General features: G+C 37.1%; 15 protein-coding genes and 1 pseudogene. All 16 read left to right on the forward strand.

The window, feature by feature from the left end:
* The first annotated feature begins 53 nt into the window (after nt 1-53).
* On the forward strand, nt 54-362 hold the full coding sequence (locus QNH48_RS15190) for a hypothetical protein (RefSeq protein WP_283950933.1): 309 nt from the start codon (nt 54-56) through the stop codon (nt 360-362).
* A 534-nt stretch (nt 363-896) separates the two neighbouring features.
* Entirely contained in the window at nt 897-1,133 is a 237-nt protein-coding gene (locus tag QNH48_RS15195) for a hypothetical protein (RefSeq protein ID WP_283950934.1), read from the forward strand.
* 314 nt (nt 1,134-1,447) lie between these two features.
* Nucleotides 1,448-2,035 carry a hypothetical protein gene (locus QNH48_RS15200; protein WP_283950935.1) on the forward strand — a complete coding sequence of 196 codons (588 nt, stop codon included), beginning with the start codon at nt 1,448-1,450 and terminating at the stop codon, nt 2,033-2,035.
* Nucleotides 2,036-2,140: 105 nt separating this feature from the next.
* Nucleotides 2,141-2,311, forward strand: coding sequence for a hypothetical protein (locus QNH48_RS15205; RefSeq protein WP_283950936.1), 171 nt, complete (start codon nt 2,141-2,143; stop codon nt 2,309-2,311).
* 68 nt (nt 2,312-2,379) lie between these two features.
* Nucleotides 2,380-2,796: pseudogene (locus tag QNH48_RS15210) on the forward strand (class D sortase); the annotation flags it as partial.
* Between the two features lie 1,057 nt (nt 2,797-3,853).
* Nucleotides 3,854-6,568: a DUF3289 family protein gene (locus QNH48_RS15215; RefSeq protein ID WP_283950937.1), complete on the forward strand. Its 2,715-nt coding sequence runs from the start codon at nt 3,854-3,856 to the stop codon at nt 6,566-6,568.
* Between the two features lie 22 nt (nt 6,569-6,590).
* Nucleotides 6,591-7,082 carry a hypothetical protein gene (locus QNH48_RS15220; protein ID WP_283950938.1) on the forward strand — a complete coding sequence of 164 codons (492 nt, stop codon included), beginning with the start codon at nt 6,591-6,593 and terminating at the stop codon, nt 7,080-7,082.
* 416 nt (nt 7,083-7,498) lie between these two features.
* Nucleotides 7,499-7,786 (forward strand): hypothetical protein, encoded by a 288-nt coding sequence (locus tag QNH48_RS15225; protein WP_283950939.1) that lies wholly within the window; start codon nt 7,499-7,501, stop codon nt 7,784-7,786.
* Entirely contained in the window at nt 7,783-7,980 is a 198-nt protein-coding gene (locus QNH48_RS15230) for a hypothetical protein (RefSeq protein ID WP_283950940.1), read from the forward strand. The genes QNH48_RS15225 and QNH48_RS15230 overlap by 4 nt, the downstream gene beginning before the upstream one ends.
* Nucleotides 7,981-8,318: 338 nt before the next feature.
* Complete coding sequence (locus QNH48_RS15235; RefSeq protein WP_283950941.1) at nt 8,319-9,779, forward strand: S8 family serine peptidase; 1,461 nt, start codon at nt 8,319-8,321, stop codon at nt 9,777-9,779.
* A 495-nt stretch (nt 9,780-10,274) separates the two neighbouring features.
* Nucleotides 10,275-10,721 (forward strand): hypothetical protein, encoded by a 447-nt coding sequence (locus QNH48_RS15240; RefSeq protein ID WP_283950942.1) that lies wholly within the window; start codon nt 10,275-10,277, stop codon nt 10,719-10,721.
* Between the two features lie 2 nt (nt 10,722-10,723).
* Nucleotides 10,724-10,948: a helix-turn-helix transcriptional regulator gene (locus QNH48_RS15245; protein WP_283950943.1), complete on the forward strand. Its 225-nt coding sequence runs from the start codon at nt 10,724-10,726 to the stop codon at nt 10,946-10,948.
* A gap of 52 nt (nt 10,949-11,000) precedes the next feature.
* Nucleotides 11,001-11,720, forward strand: a complete 720-nt coding sequence (locus tag QNH48_RS15250; protein ID WP_283950944.1) for a DUF4386 domain-containing protein — start codon at nt 11,001-11,003, stop codon at nt 11,718-11,720.
* Nucleotides 11,717-12,190, forward strand: a complete 474-nt coding sequence (locus QNH48_RS15255; RefSeq protein ID WP_283950945.1) for an alcohol dehydrogenase catalytic domain-containing protein — start codon at nt 11,717-11,719, stop codon at nt 12,188-12,190. The genes QNH48_RS15250 and QNH48_RS15255 overlap by 4 nt, the downstream gene beginning before the upstream one ends.
* A gap of 390 nt (nt 12,191-12,580) precedes the next feature.
* Nucleotides 12,581-13,546, forward strand: a complete 966-nt coding sequence (gene hflK, locus QNH48_RS15260) for an FtsH protease activity modulator HflK (protein ID WP_283950946.1) — start codon at nt 12,581-12,583, stop codon at nt 13,544-13,546.
* Entirely contained in the window at nt 13,539-14,474 is a 936-nt protein-coding gene (hflC, locus tag QNH48_RS15265) for a protease modulator HflC (RefSeq protein ID WP_283950947.1), read from the forward strand. Before hflK ends, hflC begins: the two co-directional genes overlap by 8 nt.
* Nucleotides 14,475-14,479 lie beyond the last annotated feature (5 nt).

The following is a 14,479-nucleotide window of genomic DNA, read 5'->3' on the forward strand; positions in this document are numbered from 1 at the left end:
TTTATGAACTTAGGAGAGCAAATATTATCAGATTTAGTGCAGCTTTAAAAGATTTGTATCCTAATATTGAAGTGGAAAATACAAAGAATAAATTGTCTACTGTTCTATCAGAGTATTATATTCAAAGAGTTGAGTTAGGTGAGGTACATCCTGATCTTGAGGATAAAATACAGTTGTTCATATCGGCCAAAAGACTAGTAGGATTAAGTTCTATTACTCTAGACAACTACCTCCTGGAATTAAGTAGGTTTGCTGATATCGAAAAAAAGAAGGCTGAGGACATAGCTACCTATGTATATGTCAAATACCTCAATTCCCTCATCTTTTATGTCTATCCGTATTTCTTGAAAGCATCTAAATAGACTACAAAGAAGTAGGAGTTATCAAGGAAGGAATCATAAAAAATATCCGTGTACCCATTACTTTCAAGGATACTGGTTATTTTATTTACAATCTTACTCTCAACCTCGTATTAAATTTCATCATCAGCATCTTCTAGTCCTAAATAGGTGACATGTGGATTTTTAGATCTTAATTGATAAATCCACACCTAATCAAATCCACTTCCAATCCACCGCTTTCAAATTTGTCTAGCAATTTACATATTGCTCACCATTTAATGCCTATAGACGGATCATCATGAACCAATTTACAGGGATATATACTCAAAAAAGATTCCAAGCAAGTATTAGAGGTGAAAAATATTCCATACAAAAGGGGATTTCAATAGAGATATGTCGAAAGTATTATCTTAACATCACACAAAGGGGAGTCCTATCATGCCTAGAACGAACAAGGTGAAATTCTTAGTTGATATTAGTCCTAATTCTCATCTGTCTTATCAAACATTAACTAGCTACACTTCCTGATTTTACAAGGAGTTTGCAATTGGCTCCATGTTTCACAATGGAGATAGGAAATATAAGTTTTCAATTAATGCAATTGAAGGAAGCGAATTTGAGTCCTATCTAGAGAAAAAAGTTGGACCTACTGTAAAGTCGGATTCTGAAAAATACAAAGTTGCCTGGTTAGATTTAAACAAGGAAACTGACTTTGAAAAGCTAGAAGCAATAGTTGTAAAGCTGCCAAAGTTTGAAAATACTGGCTTAAGAAAACTTTATGAGCAACATTAGTATTCATGAGAGATACAGTTTTTTTAAAACTATTAAATATAGGTAAACTGACCTGAAATTTTGGACCAAAAAAGGAAACGTATAGGATATTGTCGAATTATTATATAAATATAAATAATTTTACAGGGAGATGGAGTTAAAAAAGTTTTCATAAAGACATGCTTACTATTTATCAAAAAAGCCAATGCGGCACGATTTCTACAAATAGTAACTGCTAAAGATGGGCTCACTGTATATAATAAATAAGTAGAATACATAGTTAATACACCGAAAAGTAAAAGCATAACTATATGATGATTTAGGAGAGAAAAATAGTGTCAAAAGAATTGTTAAACAAACATACCGCAGGGGTTTTGGGTGCTGTAATTAAGCAGCCCCATTGGAAAAAAGATGAGCTTTCCAGCAGACTAAGACAAGTATTAGACGAAATGAGACATGACGCAGGATCACCGGAAGCATACCTAGAGTCGCTCTTAAGAAACGTAACCTATCTATTCGAAAACACCAATCGTGCAATTTCTTTATTAAAGTTCTGTGTAGAAGAAGAAAAGTTTATGACCCAAGAAAGCTTTCAACAAGCCATGTTAGAGGTTCCTAAACTAGTAAACGAGACTAATTTCTTTGTTGAAAATATGCCTCGGTTTAAGGAACTTGTCTGCAAGGGTTCAACTATTGAAGAGCAAGTAGCTCATGGTGAATTGGTTTACAGTGATAGCAAGCTCGTTAACGACATGGTCATTGATTTTATTGGAACTTTCCTGCAACCGAATAACATGGACTTTATGAGCAACTTTATGGAGTATGCTTCAGATGTAGTCGTGGATACATTAATGCAATTTTGTAAAACGTATTCCGGTCTCATGCTAAAAGAATTAAACTCAAATGAAATGATTCAAAAATAAGAGTCCAAAATAATCTCTTTTGTGTAGTACATGATGAAATTGTCTCACAAAAGGGATTTTATTTATATAAAAAGAATAAAACTCTAACGGACAATAGTAGTAAGGATGAATCTATATTTTATAGATGGACATTTTCAAGGAATAACCATTCGGGTACAAATAAAAAAATGGGAGAAAATAAACCATTATAAGATGAAATCAAAAGTAGCAAGGGTGGAAATCGATGAGTTTTCAAAAATGGTTAAGAATTGTGATACCGTAGGTTCAGTTAATTGATTTTATCCAAAAAGAGAGGTTTCTAGGGAAAAAACAAAGAAATGTGATGCGAGTACAAACGAGTGTAGGGTGAGAAAGTAGCTTTTTTACTGGTCCCAAAAATAGAGCAAAAGTATTCCGTCTATTGGGGAGCGGATAAAGAAACCTTAAAAAGGGGAGTGGGCATGTATGTAAGTCCATTCACAACAGCCCCTGACGGAGGCGGGCATACAGTACTAAGTGGTCATCGTGATACCGTATTTTATCGATTAAAAGAGTTGAAGGAAAGCGAAACCCTTAGGCTAGAATATGCAGATTCCATTTATACATATAAGATATCAAAGATATGGATTACGGATGCCGAGGACCAGACAGTTATTGTAGAAAAACAAACTCCCACTCTGACCCTTACTACCTGTTATCCTTTTTATTACGTAGGAAATGCACCCAAAAGCTATATCGTACAAGCAGATTTGCTTTATAAACAAAATAAAAACAATATTTAATAAAAGAAGATAAAACACTCTTCCCAGATGTGTTCTATCTTCTTTTTCATTATTGCAAGCCAAAAACTGTCTTTTTAATAGTTGAAAATATTATTAGAATCCGATTTGTTCTTGAATTCGATTGGCCCCACATCCATTATGAAGCTTCCATTATGAACCTTCCATCATGATACATACAGGGGATGCTTATAAGAGGGTCAACCACATTACTTGACGGAGGTGACTAAATTCGACAAGTGACACAGGTGCCTTTTTAAATGGCGGATACATTTTTTACTATGATAATTTTCATAGAAAATGGTAATCTGAGGACTATATAAAATTATACAATATAGGAAATCTTTACCTTATAATCACAAACTAAACAAATTAAAATAAAAATAAGTTAATTATTGGCTATGGTTCATCCTTTGAACGTCAAAAGATCAAAGGAGCTAGACGATAATCTGCCAATTAAACATGACCGAATAGCTCGACTTATTTAAGATGGACGATTCACCTACGCCATCACCCATTTAATAAGCAGTAAGACAATAGGATGACACGGAGAAGCTTGCGCTATTTTCACCATCCGAGCTAGAGTTCCTAAAGGAGCACCGCTAGCCTTTGCATTATGACTAAACCGAACTAAGGAATGTAGGCAAAGAGACATGTGAGGGTACTTCACCATAAGCTGCGCAGAGATATATTGTGCATCACATACTGATCCACCCACCACAAACCAAGTTTATCCGATGGCATTGGCGTAGCATACATAGCTACTGTAATAGTTTCACAGATTTATTAAATACTGTTGATCAGGTGTCGAAAAATATTTTTTGACACCACTCCAACGTGGAAAACCGTTGATAGATTAATATTTATAGAGGGAGGTGGTTTAATGCCATAATATCAAGGATTTTGACATTTTTTCTTCGGATGGGCCCCACTACACCGTATGCTTCAATCATTAAACCAATTAAGTTTTATAAGTAACCACCATAGTAAATGCATGCAGCTTCTCTCAATATAGTTATATTTTTATAGGTTAAATGAGTATTTAATAAAGGAGATTTCCATGTTGAAAAATAAAGTAAAAAGTATGGTGAATATTTTTTTGAGCTCTGCCATTGTTTTCGGCGGAATTGGGCAAACAGTGGTGGCCGAGGGTAATAACGATGCTAATCAAGGACAACAAAAGATTTCTAGTGAGGAAAATGTAAAACAGTGGTTAAGTGAATATGAATTCTATGAGGATACCAGAGATGGATTAATCTATGAGAAGGTTGCAATAAATGAATTAAAGCGTTTCGTAACAGTCATAAAAGATAAGAATGCTAAGTTAGATTCTAATACACGAGATAAACTGATTGTGGAAATTGATAAGACCGGAGACTTTAATCAAACAGAAATGAATGAACTTGAAATGTTTGAACAATTGATTAACCAATATGAACAAGCAGTTCAAGAGGAGTATATAAAAGAGGTGGTTCTTAAAAGTGATCTGCTCTTGAATATCAAACATAAGTTAACAATATATCTATGGGGCTATGCATCAAATAACGATTTTAATGAACCAACTGAAGTATTACTGGCAGATATACTCTTTAATTTTTATCTATCGGATAAAATTGTCAACAAAAATGCTATCGGCATCTTAAAAGATATCTCTGATCAATCGGATCACAATGGAAATAAAATAAAAGCTCATTTGGATAACGCTGTGAAAATGTCTGAAAAAGCTAATGAATTTCTAGAAAAAGATCTAGGTATCCCTGCAGCAAAGTCCTATCAAAATGCATTTAAACAAGTGTTATTCGGACTTGAAAAAGCAGGCTATACATTTAACACAGAATTCTTTGAATCTACCTCTGAAACAGACGGTGACACCATAACAGATGGAATAGAATACCAAGAGGGAATGAATCCATTTAAAATGGATACAGATGGGGATGGATTAAAGGACAATATTGAATATGAGATTAAATCATCTATTTCCCCAACAAAATATGATACAGATCATAATGGCATAAGTGACGCAGATGAAGATAGCGATGGAGACGGCCTGATTAATAAAGATGAGCAGGTTTATCAAACAACTTTGATTAAGAAAGATTCCGACCAAGATAGTTTAACTGATGGATTTGAAGTACAACAGTTTGATTCATTACCTAATAAGGATGATACAGATAGCGATGGATTAAGTGATGGAGATGAATTTGCTTTAAAGACAAATCCGAATGTTGCAGACAGTGATAATGACGAGACCCCGGATTCACAAGAGCTCCATAAACAATCTATTCGTAAATCATTTAATCAGCCGGAAAAATCAGAGATTACTAGTGTAGAAGTTAGTTTTAATGCAACGAATAATGTGAATAAAACGACTAGAATTACAACAAACAAAGGCAATATGAAAACAGCTAATTTATACGGTCTCATTGGTTCTCCTGTAAGGATCAATACTCAATCAGAATTTGATAAAGCAAGCATTATCTTTACTTATGATGAAGCACAGCTTGGGGACACATCGGAACAAGATTTAGGCGTCATTTGGTATAATGATGAGAAGGAAATGTTTGAAAGCCTTACCTCTGTGTTAGATACAAGTAAGAATACAATCAGTATAGAAACTACTCAGTTTAGTGAATATATGATTGTTGATAAGAAAAAATGGCTGGAGCTTTGGAATAAGGAAACGGACTCCTCCAATAAGCTTGATGTTAATAGAAATGATCCAGGTGATGGAGAGCTAGATTCAGATGGGGATGGCTTATCCGATACTTATGAAATAGAAGGAATGAAAACACCATACGGAATCATCTACACGAATCCTGGCATGAAAGATACTGACGGAGATGGATTATCCGATGGGCAAGAATTGGGTCCACTCAGAACATTCAAGTTTGAGTTTTTTGGCATCACGATTCATTTTGAAGGATTCTTTCCAACCAGTTTTCCTGACCAAAAAGATAGTGATGGAGATGGAATTTTTGATAATGAGGATCCAAGACCATTGACCTCTGATTTATCCAATTTAGTCATATTTCAATCAGATAGACCAGAAGGCTATGATGAAAATGGAAATGTAGCGAACGATATGAAAACGGATGATTTTACAGGAGATGAAATGACGGACATTAGCTGGATGTTCCATCTTCAATTACTTGAATCACATTTCCCAGGTATACTATTTGATGAGTTCGAGATGATGTCAACAGACTTATTTTCTACGGGTGAAATGGAAGATGTGATCTTAGATATGATTGATCATTTTGAGGAGGGAACTGGTGCAGATTATAGTAATCAGACTTTAACTAAAAAAGCTAGTGAGCATGAGACAACAAAAGCCTATGTTGACTATGTCAAAAATGCTTTAGTTGATGAGCTAAAGAAAAATGGAGGAAATTTGGCAGCACTTCGGTTTGATAATAGTACAAAAGCAACGAATACATTTTATCAAAATATACAGGATAATGCTTCTTACCCGACGTTTAGCAGCTGGGGTGATAGAATAGGCGGACTTACAATTACCGTAAATGATACATGGGGGAATACGATATCCGTAAAAGATTTTTCAGTAGAGAACAATCACTTTGAAGGTGTTATGCATGTTCGTTTATATGATCATTTTGGGTTAGATCAGCCAGACGTGGAGAAAATGTATGTTAACTTAGCAGGATTTCGTGCATGGTTTGTCTTACAGCACCATGAAGATTATGATGGCGAATATAAACCCTTTGTTAGTTTAATGGAAATGGATATACCGTTCGAGGGGGAATTGAGCAATTAAAGTTAATTTAAAAATTCTAGTTTTGATTATTGGTACAGTCTTCCTTTCATTCTACATAATTGGATGTACAAAGAATGAGGAATCAAGCGGGGAAACAAAGATTTTCGAAATTGCCAATACAGAACAAGTTATTGGTAAAAAGGATGAAGAAGTGGTGTCTCTTCGAAAGCATTACATGATTCTGAATCCACCAAAAGATTTAAAAGATATGAAAGAATTAGTTGAAAAATACCTTAAGAATCATCCAGTTGAAGGTGAAATGAACGTAATAGAAGGAAAAAATAGGTTTTTTTATATGTCCTTCTATAGGGAAAGTGACGATTTGCCAAGAGACTGGCAGCCAGATGAAAGTTACATGAATACCGATCGGATGGAACATCATAAACATGATCTCATTGCATCGATCATTTGGTCAGATGCTGAACCACAAAAAGAGTACAATGTTTATGATAAAAGTAAGGAAGGAAGGGTCCTGAAGCGGATGCATTTTATTGAGGATAAGCTTGTTGAATGATACACTATCCATAGACTAACATATAAAACAGAGGTGCTAAACACAGACCACCGGTACTTTTGTACGTTATATAGGACATACCATAACACGAGAATATGCCATAATAACAAGTGCTTTCTACTCGGTAGAAGGCGCTTTTTTTCATTATTAATAGTTTATCGTACCAGAAGGTGCTGCTGTTTTATTTGCGTTGTTTGAATACGGGATAACCCTTAATCGTTTACATAGCCCCTGAAAAAATCGGTAAGTTCTATCGGTTGAATAATAAGAGTGTGTTTCGGTTACACGAATTAGAAGGACTTTATCAATTATAAGATAAATTAATAGTTATCATTATATAGGCTTCAGATATAAAGTAACCCCGAATACCCTCATTTTATTAATGTTGTTATTCATGGAAGAAAGAGCTATGAGTTATGAGGCAATATACTCCAGAAACAGAAGTGACGGAAACTGAAAGAGAATTGTGGGATTTAGTACATAGTAAACAAAATTATGTGATTTCCAGAACGCAAAAGGGTACAGATGATAAAGCAATATTAGCATTTAACCTCCTAACTTTTGATCATGTCATTTCCGTTGCAGATGGCGCACCGGCAGGATTCCTAACGGGCGATATAAGCAGTATGATGGCAACGGTCACGCTGGTTGGTCATTTCCGTTTACGGTATCATGGGTGTCCTAAACGGTGCGGGTGCGCTTGAAAAAGTCACCAATCGCATCCTTAACTGCGCCGCTATCACTAACTCAAGTCAGCAGCGGAATGATTTATTGTATGGTACTGTTCTTGGTTCTATTATTCTCGGTCATAACGGGGTGGGGAAGCCAATTTGAAGGCTCAGAAGGGAAACCGATTAGCAATCCGCAAGAACCTGCCAACCAAAGTGCTGTCATGTAGAGGGGTAGTCACCAGCCTCATGTGGTGCCACATACACTCTAAAAGCGTGGAAAAAGTCATGGTAATGAAGTTAACAAAAAGAGCTCATTCATGTGAGCTCTTTTTGTAATAGAATTAAAAAGTTGAATGAGTGGCAACTGACAAGAAAAGCGCCAGACAGTGCCCACTCATTCAGTATTTTTCAATTTATAATTTCATTAAAATTCCTATTTTCTATTATAATATCACCCTATTGAATTATTAATCTTTTGTAAAGTTGGTTTTCAAAAATGGTATAAAAATGTAGTTTATATTAAAATTAAAATGGTGATAATTTCCATAATCAAAGGAGGGGGACCATGAAGAAAGTTTTAGTAAAAACCTTGCTTTCTGTGACATTAGGGTTCGGATTTGTGGCGGGGGCTACGACAGACAGCCTAGCTGTTGAAATTCAAGGAACAAAAACAGCAGGGGAAAATCTGTACGTGATTGCATTTAAAAACGAACTGCCAAAGGATTATGAAGAAGTAATCAAGAAAGCAGGAGGCCGAGTAGTAAAAGCACTCCCAGAAGTGGGAGGAATCCAAGCACAGTCTGAGGATCCTGCATTTCTGCGAAATCTAAAAAAAGTGCCATCCATTGAGGTTGCCAGTAAAGAAGTGCCACTTGCATTAAACCAACCGACAACGATTTCCAAACTGGCACAAACAACTGCCATCGATGAGCAAGGAAGTCTATGGGATGCGCAATGGGACATACAAAGAGTAACGAATAATGGGAAATCGTATGAAATTGAAACCGGCGGATATGTAAATGATGAGGGAGAAACTGTACATAAAGCGGTGGTAGGGGTTATTGATACAGGAATTGACCCAACTCATCCAGATTTGCAGAAGAATCTTCTTGGTGGACGGAATTTGGTCCCTGCAGGAATGGATGAAACGGAAACCGGAGACCCAAATGATATCAGAGATCGAAATGGACATGGAACACATGTGTCTGGAATCATTGCTGCCGATGGGAATATCAAAGGGGTAGGACCGGACCTAGGGATCCGTACCTATCGTGTATTCTTTTCGGAACTAGCTCTCACTCTGCCATCCTTTATCATTGATGGCATTGTTGCAGCTGCGAATGATGATGTAGACGTTATTAATATGTCTCTTAGACTCTATCATACTTCGAAAACAATTATCGAGGGAGAAACCTATAAAACAACAGCAGATACGTTATTGTGGAAGCGCGCGATCCAGTACGCCTTGAAGAACAATGTTACCGTAGTAGGGGGAAGCGGGAATGAAAGCTTGAACTTGGATGATAAGAATGAGGTTACTAATTACTTAAACACACTTTATGAACCATTCGGAATCTCACTCCAAGGACCGACAACGGTGGTACCGGCACAAATGCCAGGAGTGATAAATGTATCTGCTTCGAACAAATGGTCCAAACAGGAACTTGCCTTTTTCTCCAATTATGGAAACAGTGCGATTGATGTAGCTGCTCCTGGAGGAGACTTTGGTGCAAAATATGCCGAAACCTTTGATCCAGATACGGCTGATTTTACTAACTTAATCTTTAGTACATGGCCAACCTACTTAGGTATGCCTTATGCTTATAATGCAGGAACATCGATGGCCGCTCCTCAAGTTGCCGGGATTGCGGGTGTCATTAAAGCAGCAAACCCTGATTTAAAGCCTTCTCAAATATCAGCCATTATTAAACAAACAGCTATTGACTTCGGAAAACCAGGTCAAGATGCCTTGTTTGGATCAGGGGAAGCTAATGCTTATCGTGCGTTGATGAATATAAAGAAATAGGGATTGTGGTTCAAAACAATCTAGCAAATAAACGGGGACATTTCATTAAATAATGGGATGTGCCCGTTTTGTCAGCGGTATCATTTATTGCATGGTATCGTTCTTGGATCTATTGTTCTCAATCATAACAGGGTGGGGCCGTCAATTTGAAGGCTCAGAAGGGAAACCGGTTAGCAATCCGCAAGAATATACAAACAAAAGTACTGTCATGTAGAGGGGAGCTCACCCACCCTCGTGTTGCCCAATACACTATAGATAGGAAAAGTCATGTTTCTGGAGTAAACAAAAAATTAAGTGTAAGAGCTCATGACTATGAGCTCTTTTTGTTTGATGGGTACCGTTTTTGCTAGACCGGACATATGTATGTCGGTCATTTTTATATTTTTTTAATGCCTATTTTTGTAAAATACACTTTACTTTATGTATAGTTTGCTTTACATTTAGTATAACAAGTTTAACTTCTTGTAAAAATAATCATACACGGAGAGGTGAATCATGACTTATCAAGAAAAGAAAAGTATCGTTTCGGTATTTAGTGCTATTCTCATTTTCGTCTCGTATTGTTTGTTCATGTACCCGCGGTACCCGGGAGAGGGTGTGGAGTCGAGCGAGGTACTTCATTATTGGGGTTCCTTCGTCCTATACCTGACTTTGTTTTCAATCGTCGCACATATCATAATCAGCATTATTTTCAACATTGTATTTAGAATGACTACCAATGAAAAAGAACCAGCATTTGCGGATGAATTAGATAAGATAATTGACTTGAAAGCGTTCCGAAATTCATTTTTTGTGTTTGTCGTCGGTTTTCTTTTTGCAATGGGATCGCTGGTCTTCTATCAACCGTCACATGTGATGTTCATTATTCTGATTTCTGCAGGTTTCATTTCAGATGTCACCGGCTCGGTTACAAAACTTTATCACTATCGGAGAGGAGTGTAAGAATGGGTAAAAATCTTGTCGGCAATCACATCCGAAAATTACGATTCAACCATGATGAAATGACACAGCAGCAGTTGGCTGACAAGGTGGGAGTAACTAGACAAACCATCGTAGCTCTCGAAAAGGGAAACTACTCCCCATCACTGGAACTCGCTTTTCGCATCGCGCATGCCTTTAACTTACCATTGGAAGATGTATTCTTTTATGGGGATGATACAAAGCAGTAAGAAAGATCATTTGCTTAACCGTTTTTGAATTTATTAAGTGAGGGGATTAAAAATGAATTCAAACAGAAAAGCTGCAAAAATTGTGGGGGTACTGTTTATACTTGCTGCTGTTACAGCGGTGATAGGTCTAAATTTATACGATCCTATCTTAAACGGTCCCGATTATTTACTAAAAGGTTCCGAACACGCCAACCAAGTGATAGTAGGAGCAGTAATGGAATTAATTCTAGTCGTTTCGGCGGTTGGAACCGCAACTACCATGTTTCCATTGTTAAGACAGTATAATGAAAGTATCGCCCTTTGGCATGTTTGCTTCAGGTTTCTTGAAGCAATCATTATTACAGTTGGTGTCATCAGTGTATTGTCCCTCTTAACCTTAAGCCAGGAATTTGTAGCAGCAGGAGCCCCAGATCCTTCATCTTTTCACTCTTCAGGCATAACCCTAAAAGCAATACATGACTGGACATTCATGCTTGGTCCACTTTTCATGCTTGGTATCAATACGGTGATGTACAGTTATATATTTTATAAAACCAGGCTTGTTCCCAGATTTATATCAATTCTAGGTATGACAGGAGCCACTGGTGTTTTCATTTGTTCCTTGTTCGTAATGTTTGGTGTATTTCCTCAAATCTCTTTTTGGGGGGCTATTTTGGCTGTGCCCGTAGCTGCGAATGAAATGATTTTAGCAGTATGGCTCATCGTAAAAGGATTTAACGAAAATGCGATCATATCCCTTACTGCAAAAAGTAAAAGGAAAGCGACGATATGAGGGCCATGATATGCACAAATTATGGAACTCCGGATGTTTTTCAGCTTCAAGAGATAGAAACGCCAGTCCCTAAAGATCATGAAGTCCGGATTAAAATATACGCGGCTTCTTCCGGACCATCGGACTGTACCTTTCGAAAGGGTTCTACCATCGTTAAGCTTGTTTACGGGGTTAGAAGACCGAAGAATCCGATATTTGGTACGGAGCTCTCAGGCATAATTGATGCCGTTGGCAAAAAGGTAACACGATATAAAGTAGGCGACCAAGTTTTCGGGCTAAGTGCTAAGACGTTTGGTGCCCAAGCTGAATACAAATGTCTGCACGAAAACACCCCTCTGGCAATTAAACCGGCAGCAATGTCTTATGAAGAAGCCGTCGCCATCTGTGATGGTGCACCAACCGCAACAGACAATTTTTTGTGTAATATAACTGATCCTGATTCCATTGCACAATCCACACCGATGAAATGAATTGCAAAACAGGAAGAAATTACAAAACTAGTATTATATATAGCCGGCAATGGTTTGAGTTTCTCAACCGGTTCCGAAATTATTGCAGACGGTGGAATGACTGCTAAATAATAGAATTAATTTTTAAGATATTTAATATTTACTTGATGAAAATATATGTCTCCATAAACAGAAAAAAAGAAGTCAGATTACCTGCATGTAGTAGTGAATTTACTTCTTTATTTTTTTATATGGATTTTTTTAGTGGCTTCTTACAGTCCCCTGGGCCCCCCGCGAAACCATGAGAACCGTCCCTTTGGTCCTCTTTGCCTTTAATTTATTGAATATTGAAACTTTTTTGTAATATAGCCGTAATAAAGCTATAGCCTTATAGAAAGAGGGGAAGACAGCATGGGGAATTTAAATAGAATCTATAAAACTGTTGGACTTGTTTTATTAGGTGCCATCCTCGTTATTGTCGGTTTCACCACTTGGTATACTGTTGACGAAAGTGAGCAAGCCGTTATTATTACCTTTGGTAATGTTGAAGAAGGGATAAACGAACCTGGTTTACACTTTAAGCTTCCATGGCCAATTCAATCCGTGGAAACGTTATCTAAAGAAACCTTTAGTTTGCAATTCGGTTATGAAGAGAAAGATGGGAAAGTGAAAGAGTTTCCAGAGGAAACGAAAATGATTACTGGTGATGAAAACATCGTTTTAGCTGACTTAGTGGTCCAGTGGAAAATAACCGACCCAGCCAAATATTTATTTAATGCTGAGAAGCCAGAAGAAATATTGTATAATTCTACATCTGCATCTTTAAGAAGTATTATTGGCAGTTCGAAAATTGATGACGCTTTAACTTCTGGTAAGGCTGAAATCGAAGCAGAGGTCCGGGATTTATTATCTACTTTGGTAGAAAAATACGATATCGGGATTTCGATACTTGCTGTCAAGCTTCAAGATGTGGAACTGCCCAATGAAGAGGTAAGAAAGGCATTTACAAATGTAACAGATGCCCGTGAAACGATGAATACAAAGATTAATGAAGCAGGGAAATATCGAAACAAACGGACCAATGAAGCCAAGGGGGAAGTGGCAGCCCTCAATTCAACATCCCTAGGTGATAAAGCAGCAAGGATTGAAACGGCAAGAGGGGATGTTGCCGTATTCAATAAGCTCTATGATGAATATGCTACAAATCCTGACATTACTCGTCAAAGGCTCATTTTGGAAACACTTGAACAAGTTCTCCCTAATGCTGAAATCTATATTATGAACGATGATGGAAATACGTTAAAATATTTCCCAATTCGACCTTTGGAAAACGAAAAACCAAAGACAAATGGGGAAGGAAGTGAAAAAAATGACTAATGATAATGTAGTCAACATAGATGGTCGTGGCCCAAAAGGATTCAACTGGCGAAACTACACAAAAATAAGCATCTTTTTAGTCATCATACTTGTCCTCTTAGGAGTATTCCTTTCCAACCTCATTGTGGTTAAAGAAGGTGAATATAAAGTTATTCGGCAGTTTGGTGAAGTGGTTCGAATTGTGAAAACCCCTGGTTTAACTTATAAAGTTCCGTTCATTCAAAGTGTCACGACTCTACCAAAATATCAAATGACATATGATGTGAATGAAGCTGAGATTAACACCAAGGATAAGAAACGGATGCTCATCGATAACTATGCGATTTGGAGAATTGAAGATCCGAAAAAGATGATCACCAATGCTAGAACCGTTGAAAAGGCGGAATCCCGAATGGAGGAATTTATTTACTCCGTCGTACGTTCAGAGCTTGGGCAGCTAAACTATGATGAAATCATTAATGATGAAAAATCTTCACGTGGTTCTTTAAATGATCGGATTACTGAAAAGGTGAATGATCTTCTCGGAAAAGATCATTATGGGATTGTGGTTACTGACGTCAGGATGAAGCGGACTGATCTTCCTTCGGAGAATGAACAGTCCGTATTCACGAGAATGATTTCTGAACGAGAATCTAAAGCACAGGAATATTTGTCAATGGGTGATGCAGAAAAAAATAGAATTGAGGCTGATACTGATCGCGAAGTGAAGGAATTGTTAGCAAAAGCTAAAGCTGAAGCAGAATTGATTCGTGCTGATGGGGAAGCTGAAGCAGCAAGAATCTATAATCAGGCGTTCTCAAGAGATCCATCCTTTTATTCCATGTTCCGGACTTTAGAATCTTATAAAAAGACGATTAATGATGAGACGGTTATCGTCCTTCCCTCCGATTCCCCCTATGCACGTTTGTTGATGGGATATACAGATTAATCAAT

The sequence above is a fragment of the Neobacillus sp. YX16 genome (genome assembly GCF_030123505.1).
Lineage (GTDB): Bacteria > Bacillota > Bacilli > Bacillales > Cytobacillaceae > Neobacillus.